This window comes from Janthinobacterium sp. KBS0711 (genome assembly GCF_000988085.1).
Taxonomy (GTDB): domain Bacteria; phylum Pseudomonadota; class Gammaproteobacteria; order Burkholderiales; family Burkholderiaceae_D; genus Janthinobacterium; species Janthinobacterium lividum_E.
Genome location: NZ_LBCO01000035.1, coordinates 1 through 18,305, shown reverse-complemented (window position 1 = coordinate 18,305; position 18,305 = coordinate 1). Strand labels below are relative to the sequence as shown.

General features: G+C 62.3%; 18 protein-coding genes, 4 tRNA genes and 1 pseudogene. 15 read left to right on the top strand and 8 right to left on the bottom strand.

The window, feature by feature from the left end; all coding sequences use genetic code 11:
• Positions 1-100: 100 nt before the first annotated feature.
• Entirely contained in the window at positions 101-1,054 is a 954-nt protein-coding gene (locus VM94_RS23380) for an alpha/beta fold hydrolase (RefSeq protein WP_052755911.1), read from the bottom strand.
• A gap of 161 nt (positions 1,055-1,215) precedes the next feature.
• On the opposite strand from VM94_RS23380, the gene VM94_RS23375 reads away from it, so the two are divergent.
• The 4 genes from VM94_RS23375 to VM94_RS23360 all read left to right on the top strand — a co-directional run bounded on the left by VM94_RS23375 (position 1,216) and on the right by VM94_RS23360 (position 2,357).
• Complete coding sequence (locus VM94_RS23375) at positions 1,216-1,542, top strand: Dabb family protein (protein ID WP_052755910.1); 327 nt, start codon at positions 1,216-1,218, stop codon at positions 1,540-1,542.
• Positions 1,543-1,615: 73 nt separating this feature from the next.
• Positions 1,616-1,691, top strand: a tRNA-Asn gene (locus tag VM94_RS23370).
• Positions 1,692-1,826: 135 nt separating this feature from the next.
• A tRNA-Asn gene (locus tag VM94_RS23365) sits at positions 1,827-1,902 on the top strand.
• A gap of 152 nt (positions 1,903-2,054) precedes the next feature.
• A complete protein-coding gene (locus tag VM94_RS23360) occupies positions 2,055-2,357 on the top strand; it encodes a hypothetical protein (protein ID WP_200899260.1) in 303 nt (100 codons plus the stop codon).
• On the opposite strand, the gene VM94_RS27455 is transcribed toward VM94_RS23360, so the two are convergent.
• From VM94_RS27455 to VM94_RS23345, 3 genes are read right to left on the bottom strand one after another with little or no spacing between them, the layout of a single operon-like run.
• A complete protein-coding gene (locus tag VM94_RS27455; RefSeq protein ID WP_052755909.1) occupies positions 2,358-3,365 on the bottom strand; it encodes a hypothetical protein in 1,008 nt (335 codons plus the stop codon).
• Complete coding sequence (locus VM94_RS23350) at positions 3,362-4,099, bottom strand: aspartyl/asparaginyl beta-hydroxylase domain-containing protein (RefSeq protein ID WP_046685687.1); 738 nt, start codon at positions 4,097-4,099, stop codon at positions 3,362-3,364. Before VM94_RS23350 ends, VM94_RS27455 begins: the two co-directional genes overlap by 4 nt.
• Complete coding sequence (locus VM94_RS23345) at positions 4,084-4,572, bottom strand: GNAT family N-acetyltransferase (protein ID WP_046685686.1); 489 nt, start codon at positions 4,570-4,572, stop codon at positions 4,084-4,086. Before VM94_RS23345 ends, VM94_RS23350 begins: the two co-directional genes overlap by 16 nt.
• A 147-nt stretch (positions 4,573-4,719) precedes the next feature.
• On the opposite strand from VM94_RS23345, the gene VM94_RS23340 reads away from it, so the two are divergent.
• The 6 genes from VM94_RS23340 to VM94_RS23315 all read left to right on the top strand — a co-directional run bounded on the left by VM94_RS23340 (position 4,720) and on the right by VM94_RS23315 (position 11,534).
• Positions 4,720-5,721, top strand: a complete 1,002-nt coding sequence (locus VM94_RS23340) for a hypothetical protein (RefSeq protein ID WP_138829165.1) — start codon at positions 4,720-4,722, stop codon at positions 5,719-5,721.
• 122 nt (positions 5,722-5,843) lie between these two features.
• The gene (locus VM94_RS23335; protein ID WP_046685684.1) at positions 5,844-6,500 is read left to right on the top strand and encodes a sugar dehydrogenase complex small subunit; all 657 of its coding nucleotides are present in this window, start codon (positions 5,844-5,846) and stop codon (positions 6,498-6,500) included.
• Complete coding sequence (locus VM94_RS23330; RefSeq protein ID WP_046685683.1) at positions 6,497-8,155, top strand: GMC family oxidoreductase; 1,659 nt, start codon at positions 6,497-6,499, stop codon at positions 8,153-8,155. Before VM94_RS23335 ends, VM94_RS23330 begins: the two co-directional genes overlap by 4 nt.
• Positions 8,152-9,621: a c-type cytochrome gene (locus VM94_RS23325; protein WP_235433000.1), complete on the top strand. Its 1,470-nt coding sequence runs from the start codon at positions 8,152-8,154 to the stop codon at positions 9,619-9,621. Before VM94_RS23330 ends, VM94_RS23325 begins: the two co-directional genes overlap by 4 nt.
• A 140-nt stretch (positions 9,622-9,761) precedes the next feature.
• Positions 9,762-10,163, top strand: coding sequence for a GtrA family protein (locus VM94_RS23320; protein ID WP_046685682.1), 402 nt, complete (start codon positions 9,762-9,764; stop codon positions 10,161-10,163).
• 72 nt (positions 10,164-10,235) lie between these two features.
• A complete protein-coding gene (locus VM94_RS23315) occupies positions 10,236-11,534 on the top strand; it encodes an NCS2 family permease (RefSeq protein WP_046685681.1) in 1,299 nt (432 codons plus the stop codon).
• Positions 11,535-11,609: 75 nt separating this feature from the next.
• On the opposite strand, the gene VM94_RS23310 is transcribed toward VM94_RS23315, so the two are convergent.
• On the bottom strand, positions 11,610-12,317 hold the full coding sequence (locus VM94_RS23310; RefSeq protein ID WP_046685680.1) for a GntR family transcriptional regulator: 708 nt from the start codon (positions 12,315-12,317) through the stop codon (positions 11,610-11,612).
• Positions 12,318-12,576: 259 nt separating this feature from the next.
• Between VM94_RS23310 and VM94_RS23305 the strand changes: the two genes are divergently transcribed.
• A tRNA-Asn gene (locus tag VM94_RS23305) sits at positions 12,577-12,652 on the top strand.
• An 815-nt stretch (positions 12,653-13,467) separates the two neighbouring features.
• Here the strand turns inward: VM94_RS23305 and VM94_RS23300 are convergent.
• Positions 13,468-13,797: pseudogene (locus VM94_RS23300) on the bottom strand (helix-turn-helix domain-containing protein); the annotation flags it as partial.
• A 455-nt stretch (positions 13,798-14,252) separates the two neighbouring features.
• Between VM94_RS23300 and VM94_RS28415 the strand changes: the two are divergent.
• Positions 14,253-14,322 (top strand) — tRNA-OTHER (locus VM94_RS28415).
• Positions 14,323-14,442: 120 nt separating this feature from the next.
• Here VM94_RS28415 and VM94_RS23295 read toward each other — a convergent pair.
• Positions 14,443-14,826 (bottom strand): hypothetical protein, encoded by a 384-nt coding sequence (locus tag VM94_RS23295; protein WP_235432999.1) that lies wholly within the window; start codon positions 14,824-14,826, stop codon positions 14,443-14,445.
• A gap of 339 nt (positions 14,827-15,165) precedes the next feature.
• On the opposite strand from VM94_RS23295, the gene VM94_RS23290 reads away from it, so the two are divergent.
• Positions 15,166-15,957, top strand: a complete 792-nt coding sequence (locus VM94_RS23290; RefSeq protein WP_046685679.1) for an alpha/beta fold hydrolase — start codon at positions 15,166-15,168, stop codon at positions 15,955-15,957.
• The gene (locus tag VM94_RS23285) at positions 15,954-16,331 is read left to right on the top strand and encodes a VOC family protein (protein WP_046685678.1); all 378 of its coding nucleotides are present in this window, start codon (positions 15,954-15,956) and stop codon (positions 16,329-16,331) included. The genes VM94_RS23290 and VM94_RS23285 overlap by 4 nt, the downstream gene beginning before the upstream one ends.
• Before the next feature lie 15 nt (positions 16,332-16,346).
• Here the strand turns inward: VM94_RS23285 and VM94_RS23280 are convergent, their stop codons facing one another.
• Positions 16,347-16,982, bottom strand: a complete 636-nt coding sequence (locus VM94_RS23280; RefSeq protein ID WP_046685677.1) for a hypothetical protein — start codon at positions 16,980-16,982, stop codon at positions 16,347-16,349.
• Between the two features lie 169 nt (positions 16,983-17,151).
• Between VM94_RS23280 and VM94_RS23275 the strand changes: the two genes are divergently transcribed.
• The gene (locus VM94_RS23275; RefSeq protein WP_046685676.1) at positions 17,152-17,991 is read left to right on the top strand and encodes a M15 family metallopeptidase; all 840 of its coding nucleotides are present in this window, start codon (positions 17,152-17,154) and stop codon (positions 17,989-17,991) included.
• The last annotated feature ends 314 nt before the right edge of the window (positions 17,992-18,305 follow it).

The window sequence follows — 18,305 nt, the reverse complement described above, 5'->3', positions numbered from 1 at the left end:
CGGACTGTTAATCCGCAGGTCCCTGGTTCGAGTCCAGGTCGGGGAGCCAGAACACGTAGTAGCAGAAAGCCCAGCCTTCACCGGCTGGGCTTTCTGCATTTCAGCGTGTCGCGATTGGCGCGGGCAGGGTCCCGATGATCGATCGCTGGAATTTTTCCGGTTCGTCCTGGTGTATCTGGTGTCCCGACTGTTCAAATACAAACAGCCCCTTCCTTGGCGCTTGCAGCTGCTCAAAATAGTCTTGCGTGATGCGGGTGGAGGTCTGGATGTCGTTCTTGCCAACGAAGAAATAGACCGGGCAGTCGACTTTCTTCAAGGTCTTCGGCAAATCGATATGCATGACTTCGTTCCATACGGGCGACCAGGCTTTGGACCATTGCAGAAAGCCGGTCTTGAAGCCATCGCTGGTGGCGAATGTTTTCCCCTCTTTATGGAAAAGCCATTTGCGCAGGTAAAACAGGTCTTCATCCCGTTGAAAGGGGATCTGTACCTGCGCCAGTTCTTGGCTGGCGACGACATCGTCCCGGAAATGCGTCTGCAAATTAAGCAGCAATGCCTTTTCGCTGGCCAGCTGACTGATGACGGGATTGACGGCGAAATACGCGTGCAGCAGTTCCGGATGCTGTTCGACGATATGAAAACCCAGCACATTGCCCCAGGAACTGCCCAGCAAGTATATTTTTTCCTGCTTGAGCTCTTTTTGAAGAAATGTGATGACCTGATACGTGTCCTGCTCCATCTGCGCGACGGATGGCTGGCTTGGTGACGGATTCAGTTTCAGGGTTTTTCCCGCATCGCGCTGATCCCATTGGACCAGCGTAAATCTGTTTTTCAGGATGGCCGTAAAGGCATCCGCGTTCTTCATCATCGAACTTCCCGGCCCGCCCGATAAAAAGAGCAGAACAGGTTTTTTTGAGTCATCTGTCTTGATTTCCACATACTGCTTGATGCCGCCGATGTCCGGTGTCAGCAGTGCGTCGATGGCAAGCGCTTGCGCTTTGCTTGCGGAAAATGGCATCAGGGTGATGAATAGCACTGCCAGTAGCTTAGTCATGGGCGGATATCGATGGTGGCCTGCGGGTATGGGGTGTCCATGGGGATATTATCCGAATAACATGTTGCATATAGAGAATATGTGTGGCGTGGCCGGCCGCTGCCTGTGTGCTTTTTCGTTTTGCGCTATCCTGAATGCAACCCCATAGGAGATCCGCCACCATGACCTGTTCAATTCCGTTGCGCCATATCGTCCTGTGTGATTTTCTCGAGGACATCACACCGGCCAAGCATGCCGAGCTGGTCTATGAATTTTCCCAGCTTAAACACCGCATTCCCGGCGTGCTGCAATTCGAATGGGGGCCGAACGTCAGCCCGGAAGGCCTCGACGACGGCTTTACCGATTGCTTCACCTTGACCTTCGATGGCGCCATCGCGCGCGACGTGTACCTGGCCCATCCGGCCCACCTCGCCTTTGTCGATCTGCTCAAGCCATGGCTGGGGCGGGTGCTGGTGTTTGACTATCAGCCCCGGGAAAATCCGGGTTGAATGGCGATACGCGTAAATTTTTCAGCGTAAATCTGGACAACTGAAAATTTGCCCTATAGAATGCGGCCTCTTTTCCCTGATAGCTCAGTTGGTAGAGCGACGGACTGTTAATCCGCAGGTCCCTGGTTCGAGTCCAGGTCGGGGAGCCAGAATTCGAAAGGCCACGTTGAAAAACGTGGCCTTTTTTGTTTTTGCGACGCTGGTGCATAGCTTGGGCCAAGATAAGATTTCCCCTTTGGAAATCTGGACAGCGCCAGGTTTGGCCTATATAATACGGCCTCTTTTCCCTGATAGCTCAGTTGGTAGAGCGACGGACTGTTAATCCGCAGGTCCCTGGTTCGAGTCCAGGTCGGGGAGCCAGAACATCAGCAGTATCGAAAAGCCCAGCCTTCACGGTTGGGCTTTTTGCATTGCGGCCATGATTCTCGTGACATTTCACGCTGATTTGCCGAAAAGCATCTGTCATACTGGTATTGCACGTTTGCTGCCTGTGGATGAAAACAACCTTTCCTATGAAGAATCTCTGCGCCCTGGTGTTGATGCTGGCCGCCGGCACGGCCTACGCGCCCCTTGCCGGCAGTCAGGGGCGCCAGCCGGCATCCGAAGCAAAGGTCAAGCAGCAGATCATCGCCGAGTCGATTGCCGCCTATCCGGGCCGCTGCCCCTGTCCCTACAATGCCGCCAAGAATGGCAGCGCTTGCGGAGGACGCAGCGCATGGAGCCGGAAGGGCGGTTACGCTCCCATCTGCTATGAACGCGAAATCAGCAGTGAGATGGTGCGCAAGTGGCGCGAGGACAATGCCGCCGCGCTGTGACTATTGCCCCGTGCGCAGCGCTTCCAGCGCCAGATAACTCGGTTGCACTTGCGCGGCGATGGCGGCCAGGCCGCTTGCCGCGGCCACTGGCGGGTCGCCGTGGTAGGCCGTGCCGTATTTCGCATGCACGCCGCCCCGCGCGCGCATCGCTTGCAACTGTGCCGGCGTGGGTGTGATTCCCTGGCGGGTCAATACATCGCTGAACACGATATCTGGCAATTGCTTGTAGTGAATTAACTGCAGCTGGCCGGCCGCCGCATGGGGCAGGGCCGCGTCGAACAGGCTGCCCAGCACGAGACCCGCATAGCCATCGATATCGCCGGGCGCCAGCTGGTGCGCGGGCAGCAGCAGGGCCGGGTCCAGCATGCCGGGCACCATTTGCGGGCCGCGCTGGCGCTGGTGCGAGGCCAGCACGGCTTGCGGTTCGCGGTACAGGAACAGGCAGGGCGTATCGGGAAACGCCTGGCGCAGCAAGGCCAGGTTGTGGATGTGCCAGCAATCGAACTTGACGAAGAAGTGCGTCTCCTCGCCCGTACGGCGCTGGCCTAGTGCCAGGATGGCTTGGCGCAGCAGGGCGATGCCGTCGCTGCCCGCCATGCCATCGTGATGCAGACGCAGCAGCGAGTCGATGATGGTTGGCTCGGACAGCACCACGCATTGCGGCAAGGTCGCCAGCAATTGCGTCAGCAGGGTCGAGCCGCAGCGCGAGACGTGGAAGATGAAGGCGTCGGGCGCCAGGCAATCGCCGAGCCTGGCCAGCGCCGCCAGCGGCGTGCGGCAGACGCGGCGCTCCTCATGCGGCTGGCGCGCGAGGGTGTTGACAAAGAATGGTTCGCTGAACGGCTGCCGGCCCAGGTCGCGCCAGCAGAGCGACACCTCGCCCGTTTGCGCGTCGCGCTGTGCAAAGAGTGGATACCAGCGGTGCATGTCCATGCCCGCATGCCAAGAAACAATATTGCCCCTGGCCAGCAAGCCTTCCTGCTGGGTCAGGCCATGCGGGGCGTTCACGGCGCACTCCCGTCAGCCAGGGCAGACAGTTGGCTGGCCAGCGCCAGGCTGGCCGGCGAGGGCGACAGCCGCAGCTGGGCGATGACGGCCCGCACATTGCCATCGTTGATGCTGGGGTCGCCATATTTATGGGCCGCTTTCGGCACGAAGCCGGCCGAGGCGAACAGCGCTTCGAGCCAGGCATTGGTGATGCAGTCGAGCACGAGATGGATGCGCGGCGCCGTGCCCTGGTTATGCACCGCGTGCAGGCAGCTGGCGTCCATGTACCAGGCGTGGCCGGCCGTGAAGTGCACGTTCTCGCCATCGATGGTAAACAGCACCTGCGGCGTAGTGTGGATGGGGATGTGGATGCGGATCAAGCCATCGGCCAGCGAGGTGCCGGCGTCGCGGTGCGCGCGGATGATGGCGCCCGGCGCCAGGGCCATCAGGCGTGCGGCGCGGATATCGCAGGCGAAGCTGGCGAGCACCTCGCGCAGGCAGGGGCAGCGCGCCAGTTGCGGCGTGCCGGCATAGGCGGCGCCGTCGACGGGCATGATGTCGCCGGCTGCTCCGCCGGCCGAATGCAGCGGCACGCAGCTCCAGCCCTGGTCGTAGGCGCCCGTATTGAAATGGCTGATCCACTCACCGGCGGCGAACTGGTCGCTGTCACCTTGCATGCGCGCCACGTCAAAGCGCAGCGGCAGTCGCAGCCAGGTGCTGGGCGGAGTCGGCGCCGCCACTATGACGCGCTCCATTCCAGTTGTTCCTGGACGTCGTTTTCCCCGCGCAATCGAAAGCCCAGCCGCTGGTACAGCGCGCGCGCGGCGGTGTTGCTTTTGTTGACGGCAAGGCGGAGCCGGCATTGCTGGGCGCCCGCTTGCGCCTGCAGGCCGCGCAGCACGGCGCTGCCGGCGCCCTGGCCTTGCGCGGCGGGCAGGATGGCGATGTCGACCAAGTGCAGCACCTGATCCTGGCGGTCCAGCACCAGGCGGCCGATGGGCGTGTCGCCGTGCTGCAGCACCAGATACACGGCGTGCGGATACGCTTGCCGGTAACCGTGGCTTTGCATGCGCTGCTGCATGGCGATCAGCTGCTCGATGACGGCGGGATCGGCCGGCATCTGGCGCAAGTCGTCGCGCGTGGAGCTGTACAGCGCGGCGGCAAAGCCATCGTCATCGTCGCGCTGGACGCGCAACTGGTAGGGGGCGGAAAGCGGCAGGTCGTGCATCGGTGCTCCGGTAGGTGGTGGCGATGGCGGCAAATGCGCACGCGTTTATTTATTTGCTATGCTGCCAATTTTTCCCTGTACTTGCAATCATTTCAAGGAAGCCGCCATGCATTGTGTCTGTATCCCATCTTTCCAGTGGAGCCGCGCATGAATTCGGCACGGGCGGAACTGGCCGCCATGGCGGCCGCGCTGTGTGATCCGCAGCGTTCGCTGGCCAGCCTGGTCGGCGAAACGGTGCAGCTGCGCCAGCTTGTCGAGCGCCATTCGCGCCTGACCATGGACGGGCAGGATGGCTTGCGCGATGGCGAAAGTTTCCTGCCCAGCGGCTGGGCCATCTCGCCCGTGCAGGCGGGATTGTGTGCGCGCGAGCCCTACCGCAGCGCCGCCTTCATCCAGGGCCTGGCGCTGGCCGTGCGCGAGCGCCTGGCCGTGAGCGGCGGGCGGCCCGTGCGCGTGCTGTATGCGGGCTGCGGCCCGTTCGCCCTGCTGGCCCTGCCGGTGATGGCCGTGCTGGACGCCAGCCAGGTGCAGTTCGCCATCCTCGACGTGCATGCGGAAACCCTGGACTATGCGCGCGAGCTGATCGCAGCCCTGGACCTCGCTAGCCACGTCGCCGAGTATATCTGCGCCGACGCGGCCGCCTACCGCATGCCTGCCGGCGCCATGCCGGACGTGATCGTCAGCGAAACCATGAATACGGCGCTGGGCAAGGAGCCGCAGGTGGCCATTCTGCGCAATCTGCACGCGCAAGCGCCCGCGGCGGCGCTGCTGCCGGCAGCCGTCACCGTGCACCTGGGCCTGGACCGGCGCAGCCCTGGCGAGCCATGCACGGACTGGGGCCGCGTGTTTGCGCTCGACGCGGAGGCCTTGCGCGCCTGGCGGCATGAACAGGGCGACAGCCTGCCCGCCGCCAGCATCCGCCTGCCTGACGTGCTGGAGCAGGCGCCGCGCTTGCTGACGCGCATCCGCGTGCATGGCGACATCATCCTGGGCGACCATGAGTGCAGCCTGAACCTGCCCCTGCCTTTGCCGGGCAAGCCTAACCTGGCTGGCGGCAGCGTGCTTGAATTCCGCTACCGACTAGGCGGCCAGCCGGGCCTGGAATTTCGCCTGCGCTTGCCTCGGACCGGGCAGGGCGGGCGCATGTAGTAATGCTCCATTGGCAAACAATTTATTTATGTAGGATAATATGGAACCGGTTCCATCTATGCGCAAATGCAATGTGGCGCAATCATCGAAGTCAATAAAACAACAAGTCTTGCGGGAGTCTCATGAACCATCCAGGCACTGAACCATCTGCAACATCCGTTTCATCCCTTCCCCGCATCAGCCGCCGCCACGCCCTGATCGGCCTGGCCGCCTTGCTGGCGCAGGCCGGTTTCTGGAGCAATCCACTGTCTGCCGCCCAGGCGCCGGCCAGCGCGCCGGCGACCGGACTGGCGCCCGCCACCATGCTGTTCTACACCCTGTCGCAAACGATCACGGGCCACCGCGACCTGTCCGCCGCGACGGCGGCGCGCATCGAACAAGCCATGCGTACCAACGTGCCCGGTTTCGCCGACCGTTTGCCGCAGCTGGGCGAGCTGCTCGTCACTGGCCAGGAAGCGAAAGTCCTGCTGGCGGCCGCCACCGCCGCCGATGCGAGTCTGCGCGAGCTGGCGCTGGCCATCGTTGCCGCCTGGTACACGGGCACCGTCGCCGGCAATGCGGCGCAAGGGACGAAGTCCATCGTCGTCGCCTACGCCGAGGCCTTGATGTACCGCACGGTGGCCGATGGCCAGGTCGTGCCGACCTATTGCAATTACGGCCCCCTGTGGTGGCTGAAGGCGCCGCCGGCCGTGCGCGTTTCCGCACCCGTGGAACCGAAACCCGTACCGGCCCCGGCCACTACCGGCACTCCCGAACCGAAAGGCAAGCAAGCAAAATGAAATCACCCCAATTCAAGAGTAATGGCGACGTCGTCGCCGATGTCGTCATCGTCGGCACGGGCGTCGTCGGCGCCATGATGGCCGACCAGCTGGCCGCGCAAGGCCATTCCGTGATCATGCTGGAAGCGGGCCTGCGCATCGAGCGTGGCCAGGCCGTGGAAAACTGGCGCAACATGCCGTTCGAAAACCGCGTCGGTTCCGACTTCCAGGGCCTGTATCCGCAAGCGGAAAATGCGCCCGCGCCGCTGTACTTCCCGAAGAATAACTACGTGGAAGTGTCCGGCCCAAATGGCAGCAGTTTCCAGCAGGGCTATCTGCGCACGGTAGGCGGCACGACCTGGCATTGGGCGGCGTCGTGCTGGCGCCACTTGCCGTCCGACATGCGCATGAAAAGCGATTACGGGGTAGGGCGCGACTGGGCCATTTCCTACGATGAGCTGGAACCGTACTATTGCCGCGCCGAGCAGGAAATGGGCGTGGCCGGCCCCAACGATCCGGCGCTGCAGTCGCCGAGCGAGCGCAGCGCGCCTTACCCGATGGACATGGTGCCCTGGGGCTATGGCGACAAGCGCTTCGCCGAAGTGGTCAATCCGCACGGCTACCGTTCCGTGCCGATTCCGCAAGGCCGTTCGACGCGTCCATGGCAGGGGCGCCCCACCTGCTGCGGCAATAACAATTGCCAGCCGATCTGCCCCATCGGCGCCATGTACAACGGCATCCACCACGTGGAACGGGCCGAGCTGAAAGGCGCGGGCGTGCTGGCCGAGGCCGTCGTTTACCGCATCGACACGGACCAGAACAACCGCGTGACGGCCGTGCATTGGTATGACGCCAAGAAACAGTCGCACATGGCGACGGGCAAGGCTTTCGTGATTGCCTGCAACGGCATCGAGACACCCCGTTTGCTATTGCTGGCGGCCAACAAAAACAATCCGAACGGCATCGCCAACAGTTCGGACCAGGTGGGCCGCAACATGATGGACCACTCGGGTTTCCACTGTACCTTCCTCGCCAATGAGCCGATCTGGACGGGCCGTGGCCCCGCGCAAAGCAGCTGCCTGGTGGGCCCGCGCGACGGCGCCTTCCGTGCGCAATATTCGGCCAACAAGATGATCCTCAATAACATCACGCGTGTCGGACCGGCTACCCAGCAGTCGTTGAAGCTGGGCCTGGTGGGCAAGGATCTCGACGACGAGATCCGCCGCCGCGCCGCGTTTGGCGTGGACTTGTCGATCAGCCTGGAACCGCTGCCCGAAGCGCATAACCGTTTGACCTTGAGCAAGACGCGCAAGGATCCGCTGGGCCTGGCCTGTCCCGACATTTACTATGACGTGGGCGATTACGTGCGCGATGGCGCGAAGGCCGCGCATGCGCAGCTCAAACACATCGGCAAGCTGTTCGGCGCCGTGGAATTCCATATCACCGACAGCCTGAACGCGAATAACCACATCATGGGCGGCGTCATCATGGGTTCGAATCGTCTTGACTCCGTGGTCGATGGCAATTGCCGCGCCCACGATCACGCCAATCTGTGGCTGCCCGGCGGCGGCGCCATGCCGTCGGCCAGCGTCGTCAACACCACCCTCAGCATGGCCGCGCTCGGTTTGCGCGCGGCCGACGACATCGCCCGTACCCTGGCAAGGGAGGCCGCATGATGCGCCGTTTATTGCTGAGCCTGACCCTGGCGGCCGGCTTGCCGCTGGCCGCGCATGCTTTGCCGCCTGTGCCGCCGGCGCCGCCCGTCACTCTGACGCCGGACCGCCCGGCCGCGCCTGTCGCCGCCAAGCCCGATGCGCGTCTGGAGCGGGGCCGCTACCTGGCCATCGCCGCCGACTGCATGGCGTGCCATACGGCAGCGGGCGGCAAGCCGTATGCGGGCGGCTACGCCATCGATTCGCCGCTGGGCACGATTTACGCGACGAATATCACGCCGTCGAAAAAAGGCGGCATCGGCCACTACACGGAAGCCGATTTTGCGCGCGCCCTGCGTGCAGGCGTGCGCGCCGATGGCAGCCACCTGTATCCGGCCATGCCCTACACCAGCTATGCGCAGCTGACGGATGCGGACGTGGGCGACCTGTATTACTACTTCATGCAGGCCGTCAAGCCCGTCGACGAGCCGGCGCGCCAGACGGCGTTGCCGTTCCCGTTCAATGTGCGCTTGTCCATGCTGGGCTGGAATACCTTATTCCTCGACAATAAGCGCTTCGTGCCGGACGCAACGAAGAGCGCGCAGATCAACCGCGGCGCCTACTTGGCTGAAGGCCTGGCGCACTGCAGCGCCTGCCACACGCCGCGCAACGCGCTGATGGCGGAAATCGGCAGCCAGACCCTGGCCGGCGCGTCGCTCGGTTCCTGGCATGCGCCCAACATCACGTCCGACAAGGTCAGCGGCATTGGCGCGTGGACGGATGCGGAAATCGCCGCCTACCTGAAGACGGGCCACGTGGAAGGCAAGGGGCAGGCGGCGGGCGGCATGGCCGAAGCCATCCAGAACAGTCTGCAATTTTTGCGCGACGACGACGTGGCCGCCATCGTGGCGTACTTGCGCACGGTGCCGCCCGTGCGCGCACCGGGCCAGACCAAGGCTGCCTTCAGCCACGGCAGCGCCGCCAGCGAAGAACCGCTGCTGCGCGGCATGGCCAGTTCCACCGAGCACCATTCGCTCAATAGCGGCGCCGTGCTGTTTTCCGGCTACTGCGCCAGCTGCCATTCGGCCAGCGGCGCGGGCAGCACGGGACAAAGCTATCCAGCGCTGTTCAACAACACGGCGACGGGCGGCAACACGCCGGCCAACCTGGTCTCGGCCATCTTGTTTGGCGTCGAGCGCAAGATCGAAGGGGAAGAGCACGAAGCGTTCATGCCCCGTTTCGACCAGCGCTCCTACGTGCAGCCCTTGACGGACGAGCAGATCGCGTTGATCGCCAATTACGTGCTGAAGCAGTACGGCAACCCGGACGTGTCCGTCACGCCGGCCTACGTGGCGCAGGCACGCAACGGTGGCGAGAAACCCGTGCTGGCGCGGGCGCAACCGTTCATGCTGCCAGGCGGCATCGTGGGAATCCTCCTGCTGATCGTGCTGTTTGTCTGGCTGCGCCGGCGCCGTCAGCGCAAGGAATAAGTGTTGAAACGGCGGCGAATATGAACGTTGGGCGCAACTTGCAGTAAAATGCAGGCTGAAAAATGGTTACGAGCAATCGTAGCCATTTTTTATTCTGGCCCGATCCTGGCGGGTGTCTTCGCCTTATTTGAAAATTGACAATGTCCCATTCCTTGCATCACCAATTTCTACGTTTCGCCGCCGTCGGCGCTTCCGGCACAGCCGTGCAATACAGCGTGCTGTGGGGCGGCGTGGAATGGGCCGGCATCAGCGCCGCCGCCGCGTCCGGCATCGGCTACATCATGGGTTCCGTCGTCAACTACCTTCTCAATTACTTTTTCACGTTCAAGAGCGACAAGGGCCATGGCGAGGCGGCCAGCAAGTATTTCACCTTGCTGGGCATCGGCTGGTGCATCAATACGGGCCTGATGTGGCTGCTGGTACACCAGATGGGCTGGTATTACTGGCTGGCGCAGGTGCTGGCGACGGGCATCGGGCTGGTCTGGAATTTCGCAGGCAGCCGCTGGTGGGCCTTCAAGCCGGCCGGCGCAGCGACCAAGTAACTAGTTATTGCAAGAAAAAAATGCGCTAGGCCAAGACCTGGCGCGCGGTTTTACCAAAACAAGGGGTTAATCATGCAGTTCCTGGAACGCTATTTCAAACTGAAGGACAACGGGACCAATGTGCGCACGGAGCTGCTGGCCGGCCTGACCACGTTCCTGACGATGGCCTACATCATCTTCGTCAACCCGTCCATCCTCGGCGACGCGGGCATGCCGAAAGACTCCGTCTTTGTCGCCACCTGTCTGGCGGCCGCCATCGGCACGCTGATCATGGGCTTGTACGCGAACTACCCGATCGCGCTGGCGCCGGGCATGGGCTTGAATGCGTACTTCTCGTACACGGTGGTCAAAGGCATGGGCATGAGCTGGGAAGTGGCGCTGGGCGCCGTTTTCATTTCCGGCTGCCTGTTCATCCTGGTCAGCCTGTTCAAGATACGCGAGATGATCATCAACAGCATCCCGCCCGCGCTGCGCACGGCCATCACCGTCGGTATCGGCTTGTTCCTGGCGATCATTTCCCTGAAAAGCGCCGGCGTGGTGGTGTCGAACCCGGCCACCATCATCGCGCTGGGCGACTTGCACCAGGCGGCGCCCATCCTGGCCATCCTCGGCTTTTTCATCATCGTCGCGCTGGACCGCCTGAAAGTGCCGGGCGCCATCCTGATCGGCATCCTCGCCATTACGATTGCCAGCTTCTTCTTTGGCGGCAACCAGTTCAACGGCATCGTCTCGACGCCGCCCGCCATCGAACCGACCTTGTTCAAGCTCGACATCATGGGCGCGCTGTCGATCGGCATCGTCAACGTGGTGCTGGTATTTTTCCTGGTCGAATTGTTCGATGCGACGGGCACCCTGATGGGCGTGGCCAACCGTGCCGGTTTATTAAAAGACGGCAAGATGGAACGCATGAACAAGGCCTTGCTGGCCGATAGCACGGCGATTGCCGCCGGCGCTTGCCTGGGCACGTCGAGCACGACGGCCTTCGTGGAAAGCGCTGCCGGCGTGCAAGCGGGTGGTCGCACGGGCTTGACGGCCGTGGCCGTCGCGCTGCTGTTCCTGGGCAGCCTGTTCTTCGCCCCGCTGGCGCACACGGTGCCGCCATACGCGACGGCCCCAGCGCTGCTGTATGTGGCGTGCCTGATGCTGCGCGAACTGACCTTCATCGACTGGGATGACAGCACGGAAAGCATTCCTGCCGCCATCACGGCACTGATGATGCCATTTACCTATTCGGTGGCCAGCGGCGTCGCGTTCGGCTTCATCACCTATGCCGTATTGAAACTGTTGACGGGCAAGGGCAAGCAGGTGTCGGTGGTGGCTTACATCATTGCCGCCATCTTCCTGTTCAAGTTTATCTATCTGGGCGAATAGCGGTTTTTTCGTCGCATGTGACATGTAATGAGGCCTCCGTGCATCCGCATCGGCGGCCTTTTTTGATGGCGCGGCTTACATCAGCAGGGCCGCCACCAGGTCTTTTTTTGCCTCGCCGGCGCTGCCGTTGAAGCGCAGGGCCGCTTCCACGTGCGCCAGGTGCTCGACCATCAGGCGCGCCGCCAGGTCCGCGTCGCCGCTGCGCGCCGCCTCGAGAAAGCGGCCGTGCTCGTCGCACGAGCAGGCGGCGGCGTGGCCCGACTGGTACAGCATGGTGATGAGCGAACTGCGGCCCACCAGTTCGCGTACGATATCGCCCAGCACGGCGTTGCCGGCGATATCGGCCAGCAAGACGTGGAAGTCGCCCAGCAGTTGCGAGCGCAGCGGCGTCGCTTGCGCCAACGCCTGGCGTTCCGCTTTCAGATGCCGCTCCAGCATCCTGTAGTCGGCAGGCTTGGCCCGCGCGACGAATTCGCGCGCCAGCGCTGCTTCGATGATGCGCCGCGCGGCAAAGATGTCGCGCGCCTCCGCTTCAGTCGGCTGGCTGACGAAGGCACCCTTGTCGGGCACCATGCGGATGAGTTTGCCTTTCGAGAGACTCAGCAGGGCGGCGCGGATCTTGGTGCGGCTGACGCCGTACAGCCGGCACAGCGCTTCTTCGCGCAGCCGCGTGCCGGGCGGCAATTGGCGCGCCATGATGGCGGCCGCGATATGCTCGGCAATTGCCGCCGAGCTGTCGCCGCTGCCGGCTTTGTCCACCAGGTTTGCGCTTGATTCTGTCATGTCGGGTGAGAGCAGTAAGCCAGGGGCAAGGCGAGCCTTGCAAGCGCATGTCCGCGCGGCGGCGTGGTTGACGCTCCGCTGACGGCATGCCGTTGTGCGCCTTGCGTGTCGGCAAGGCCTGGCTATTCTACTATCTTGCGTGGCGCCGCGCAGACGGGCGCAGCCAGCCGGCGAGGCTTGCTCCCTGGCAGCGTGTTTTGCTGACCATGCAGCAACAACTGGACATGGGAAATTTTGACGTATATAATTCGGCCTCCTTTCCCTGATAGCTCAGTTGGTAGAGCGACGGACTGTTAATCCGCAGGTCCCTGGTTCGAGTCCAGGTCGGGGAGCCAGAATTTTTGTAAGACCTAGAGCCCAGCCCTTACCCGGTTGGGCTTTTTGCATTCCAGGGGGCCGTTTATTTGCGCATAGTGGCTCGGGGTGAGGCCGTTGGGCTGTTGGGATCGCCTACCCCTAGGGCTGGCTTCCGTTGGCGCAGGGAGGCAGCCTGCAGGGCTCTTGATGTTGGCCGGGACACAGGGCAGCGCGACCGAACCGCAGCGACAGGCTGGAGCGGGTGAGGCGTCAAGGCGGGGTGCGCGTCTACCCGGGTGTCCCTTTTGCATTCCATAGGCCTGTTTATTTGCACATAGTGGGCCGTGGTGGGGCTGCTGCGTTAGTGGCATGGGGCAGGCCTACGGCTGGGCTCGCGTGGCTGAGTTCGAGTTGGTTTGGTTTTCCAGTAGTGTTCTGGCTACTTCATCAGAAAGCACTTCGTATTTCCATCGAAATGAAGAATAGAGAAATTGTGTGCCACCTTCTCTATCTGTCAATTTTGCGTGAATTAGAAACTTTGTGCCGATCGGATGAGCGTTGCGCATTTTGGATGAGCACTCTACGTTCAGGTTGGTCGAGAGTCCTTGGCCAGGCAATGGTCGTGCCCGTAAAGATGCGCCAGACGGCTCCCCAGCATTTCGGTAGGTTTCTACAATGACCTTGCGGTAATCTTCGTACATAGCTTCCACTCTCCATCAAAATGCAGAAGATACAGGGGCATCCTCGTACCCTGACACCTCAAATAACCCAGCCAATTTCTCGCAACAAGAACGCCAACGCATGTATTGCAAACTGTTCGTTTGCTGGCAGGATTGACCCTCTCAGTTTGACCCTCCCGCCACACCCTCGCGAACGCCGCGACCCTGTCGTAAGACCCCTCGAACCCCAATTCCTTCAAGTCCTCATGGATCTGCTTCAGCGTGCGCCGCTGCTTGCGTGACTTAGCCGCCTCAGTCTTGAGGAACGCTGAAAGTTGGAACGCGTATTTGTCGATGGCGCGGCTGGAGCGCCGCTCAGCGTAGGCTGGCTCTATGGTTTCTGAGCGCAGGTAGCGCCGGACGGTGTTTCTGGAGATACCCAAACGCCTGGCTATCTCTCTCAATGGTATCTGGTCACGAATATGCCAGCGTCGAATAATGCCTAGTAATGCCACGTCGATCACTCCAATTCCCCACTCAATGTCGTGAGTAGGATTGTGTCTTAAACGTGGGTCAGTTTCGTGTGCAAATTATGCGGCAAAGTGGGTCAGATTTCGCTGCAAATCAACATCAATGAAATTGAATCGAATCTAGATCCGGAACTAACATCTGAACAAGTTGAGTCTGCTCGAGTAATAATCGAAGAGATATATCCACCTATTTTGGGACGTAAGGACTGAGTTCTTTTGCGTGTCATTTAGGCGGAGTTGGTAGTTGACATGGCTGATTACTGCCAAGGCTACAATAAGTTTCAAGGTCTCGGCTCCCGTTCGGAGTTCGGCAGCGATAAGTCCTTGACCTGCATCAACTTTTCGCCAGCTATGCCATGGCAGCAGCCATATTGTCTCGGTATTAGGTCGGTCCTTGAGGGGCGACGGAGGCAGGGCTGAAAAACTCGTTGCGTTTCTTCGACTTGCTGCCCATAGGCTCCGGGGAGCCCCGTTCTGTTAATCCGCAGGTCCCTGGTTCGAGTCCAGGTCGGGGAGCCAGAACAAGCAGCAGCAAAAGGCCACGTGGCAACACGTGGCCTTTTTTGTCATGCGCGCATGGTTTCCATCCACGCTTGTCATCCCGTCAGTGCATCGACGGCATGCGCAGTGTTTCCCGGATCAGGGATCGACAAACACGTCGAAACGCACCTTGAGCGGGCTGCCCCACGAGATATCGACCCAGGCGCGGAAACCGCCGTTATACGGCGCGATGTTGTACACGGCCATGCGGGCTGAGCCGATGAAACGGTCCTGCGGAGTCGCGCCATACTCGCTGATGTTGAGCAATACGCGCGAATTGGCTTTCACGTTGGCATTGGCGAAGTTGACCGAGGGATGCACGCCATTGGCCGTCCACGTGTAGTAGGTGGTGAAGGCGGCGGCGCTCAGGTTCAAGTCCTGTGCGGCCGCGCCTTTTGCGGCCTGGCCTTCCTGTTCCATCGGCGCATCGGTTTCTTCCAGTGCCAGGTTGCTGCCGGTGCGGTGTTCTACTTTCATTTCCATGATGTACTCCTGATCGATAGTTTGGACGCCGCGCCTGTCGTCGTGCGGCAAGACGCCCTATCTGTGTTGCCGTGACGGCCAGTGTCACGTCCTGGCTGATAAGGTAGCCGCCTGCTCCATGCTGTTGGAGTAATTCATTCTAGGCGTACACAGAGTGAGAAAGCGCGCCGGGCGGCCGGAAAAGCGGCGCTCGCTTGTGCTGGCGCAAACACCTTGCGGGCAAGGGGCAAGATCTTTTCCAGCAGGCTATTTTTACGGGGGGCCACGCATGCCGTGCAGGACAATGGCACAATAGGCCCAGACGACCTGCCGATACGGAACCCGTTGCGAGCCTAGCCCATGCCGATACTGAACCTGAGTGCCGAAACCGATATCTATTACGAACTGATTGAAGGCGACCCCGCCAAGCCCTGCCTGGTATTCCTGCACGAGGGACTCGGTTGCTGTGCGATGTGGAAAGATTTTCCCGCGCAGCTATGCCAGGCCACGGGCTGTCGCGGCTTGCTGTACGACCGTCACGGCTATGGGCAATCGTCGCCGCTGACGGCGCGCCGCCAGCTCCATTATTTGCACGACTACGCGTTGTGCGAGCTGCCGCAAGTGCTGGCGGCACTGCTGCCGGGACAGGACCATTTTCTCGTCGGCCATTCCGATGGCGGCAGCATCGCCCTGATCTATGCGGCGCAGCAGCCGCCACGCTTGCGCGGCATCATTACCGAGGCGGCGCACGTGTTTGTCGAAGGCATCACGCTCGATGGCATCCGCGTGGCGGACGCGGCGTTTGGCGCGGGCAAGCTGCGTGCGCTGGCGAAATACCATGGCGACAAGACGGAGAGCATCTTCAAGGCCTGGTCGGACACTTGGCTCAGCTATGGCTTCCAGTTCTGGAACATCGAATACCTGCTGCCCTCCGTCGAGTGCCCGGCGCTGGTGGTGCAGGGCAGCGAAGACCAGTACGGCAGCGCGGCCCAGGTCGACACCATCGTGGCGCAGGCGCTCAACGCCATGCCCGCCATGGTGGAGCAGTGCGGCCATACGCCGCACCAGGAGCAGCCGCAGGCGTTGCTGGCGCTGATGGAAGGTTTTTTGCAAGGCCGTATGGACGCGGCTACTCACCCGAGAAACACATGATAGACCACCTCGATCACCTGGTATTGACGACCCGCGACAAGGCGGCCTGCATCGATTTTTATACGCGCGTGCTGGGCATGCAGATCGAAACGTTTGGCGCCGGCCGCCACGCCTTCAAGTTTGGTGCGCAAAAAATTAATCTGCATGAGGCCGGCAAGGAATTCCTGCCCAAGGCGGACTTGCCCACGCCCGGCTCGCTGGACCTGTGCTTCATCGCCGCCGTACCGCTGGACGTCTTCATCGCCCACCTGGCGGCGCTGGGCATTGCCATCGAGGAAGGGCCGGTGGCCCGCACGGGCGCCAATTGGCCCATCCGCTCCATCTATCTGCGCGACCCGGACCGCAACCTGATCGAAGTGTCCGAGCGCGCCTGATGTTCACCCAGGCATTCAATGGCAGGCGGGATCACTGTCCCAGCGGCCCGAACAGATGCGCGAACGGCACAGCATGCCTTCGATCAGGCCCAGCTGCTGACAGCGCTGCAACAGTTCCGCCGTTTCCTCTTCCTGTTTGCGCAGCACCACATCGCGTACGGGCTTTGCTGGGCCTTCCTGCCGGTGCGCATGGGCCACCATCGCCGTCAGCAAGGCAACGTCGCTGTCGCCAGGCGCGGCAGCCGGCCTCGTCCCCTGAGGACGCGCCGCCGCCTGGCGCACGGGTGGCGGCCTCTTGGGTGACACGCTCACGGCTGCCACCTCGGGCAAGGGCGGTCCTGCCGTATTGACGATGGTGGCGGCCTGCTCCGTGTGCGGCAGCAGCGTTGGCGCCGGCATTGCGGGCGGCGCCATGGCCTTGGCGGGTACCGGCGGCAGGGGCAAGACGTCCGTGTCGTAAGCGAGCACGGTCGTGAGCAGCACCGCCAGTCCCAGCGCGCCAGCGGCCCCGTGCCGCCAGCCGGGGCGCCAGCGCAGGGCCGGCTTGGCCGCAGGCGCGGCGACGCCGTGTTCGAGCTGCGACAGGATGCCTTGGCCATCGATGCACGCGCCAGCCGCGCCGGCCTTGCCCAGCAGGTCAGGACCGCGCATCTGACCATCCCCGGTTTTCAGTAAAGACAAAATATCACCTCCGCAGTGGATCAAACTCGACTGACCTTGATGTAAACCGCGCTCATGCGGGCCGCGCACGCCTACGATCTAGCGATACCGCCGAGCAATGGATTGCCCGGCCCCGCCGATTCCCGTCACGGAGCGCCCCATGTTCGTCGCCCTGGTCCTGATGTATTTCCTGCTGGCCTGTCTTGCCTGCTGGCTGCTGCTGTTTCCCGGCGGCCGCGCCATCGTGCTGCACACGCTCGTCAACCTGGGCTGGCGCATGCAGCGGCGCGCGCAAGGGCTGCAGCGGGGCGGCGGCGCGCAGTGGCAGCGCATGCAATGGCACACGGGCTCGGGCATGGCGCGCGCCTGGCAACTGCTGTGGCGGCATCGCTGGCTGAGCCTGGCAGGCAGCGTGCTGGTCATCGTGCCGCCGCTGCTGGCCTGGCTGTCCAGCGACCGCATCGCCCTGCGCGGCTATGCCGATCAGCAACACGTCATCAATGACCAGGTCAGCGACTTGCTGAAAGGCGAGCAGCTGGTGCCGCCTTTGACCCTGCCGCCGCTGCTGTTTTCCACGGCGGAAGTAACGCAGCTGCGCCCGCTGCTGGGCGGCGCCAGCCGCAACTGGCAATTGCTCGACCACGATTTCGCGCAGCGCCTGCTGCTGGTCTTCAAGATCATGAAAGACGTGCATGGCTACGACATGGTTTTGCTGGAAGGCTACCGCAGTCCCGCGCGCCAGGATCAATTGGCGGCGGCCGGCCCGAACGTGACGAACGCGAGGGCGTTTCAAAGCTATCACCAGTATGGCTTGGCGGCCGATTGCGCATTCATGCATGAAGGAAAGCTCATCATTTCTGAAAAAAATGCCTGGGCCATGCGTGGCTACCGTTTATATGGCGTGACGGCCGAATCGGTGGGCCTGCGCTGGGGCGGGCGCTGGACCATGATGGATTTCGGCCACACGGAATTGCCGCAACCGCGCGTGCTGGGCAAGTAAGCCGCGCCAGCCATTCTAGCGCCGCGTAGGTGGCCGAATTTCACCGCTGCAAGTTTGCTTGCGTAGCATCAATGGCCTGCCGGGGCCTGCCGCACTGGCGCCCGGTACTTGTCGTATGTCAAAAAGGCGCGCCGCATTGCTGTCAGCATGGGCCGAATCCGCCTCGCTGCGCGGCGGCGTTCCTCCTGCTGTGCGACCTCACCCTGGGCTTATCATGCTGCGACGAATCTGGCATTTCCTCACCGACAGCCGCCAACTGACCATCTTCGGCTTCGTGGCGCTGGCCGTATTCCTGTACTTGGGCGCCGAGGTGC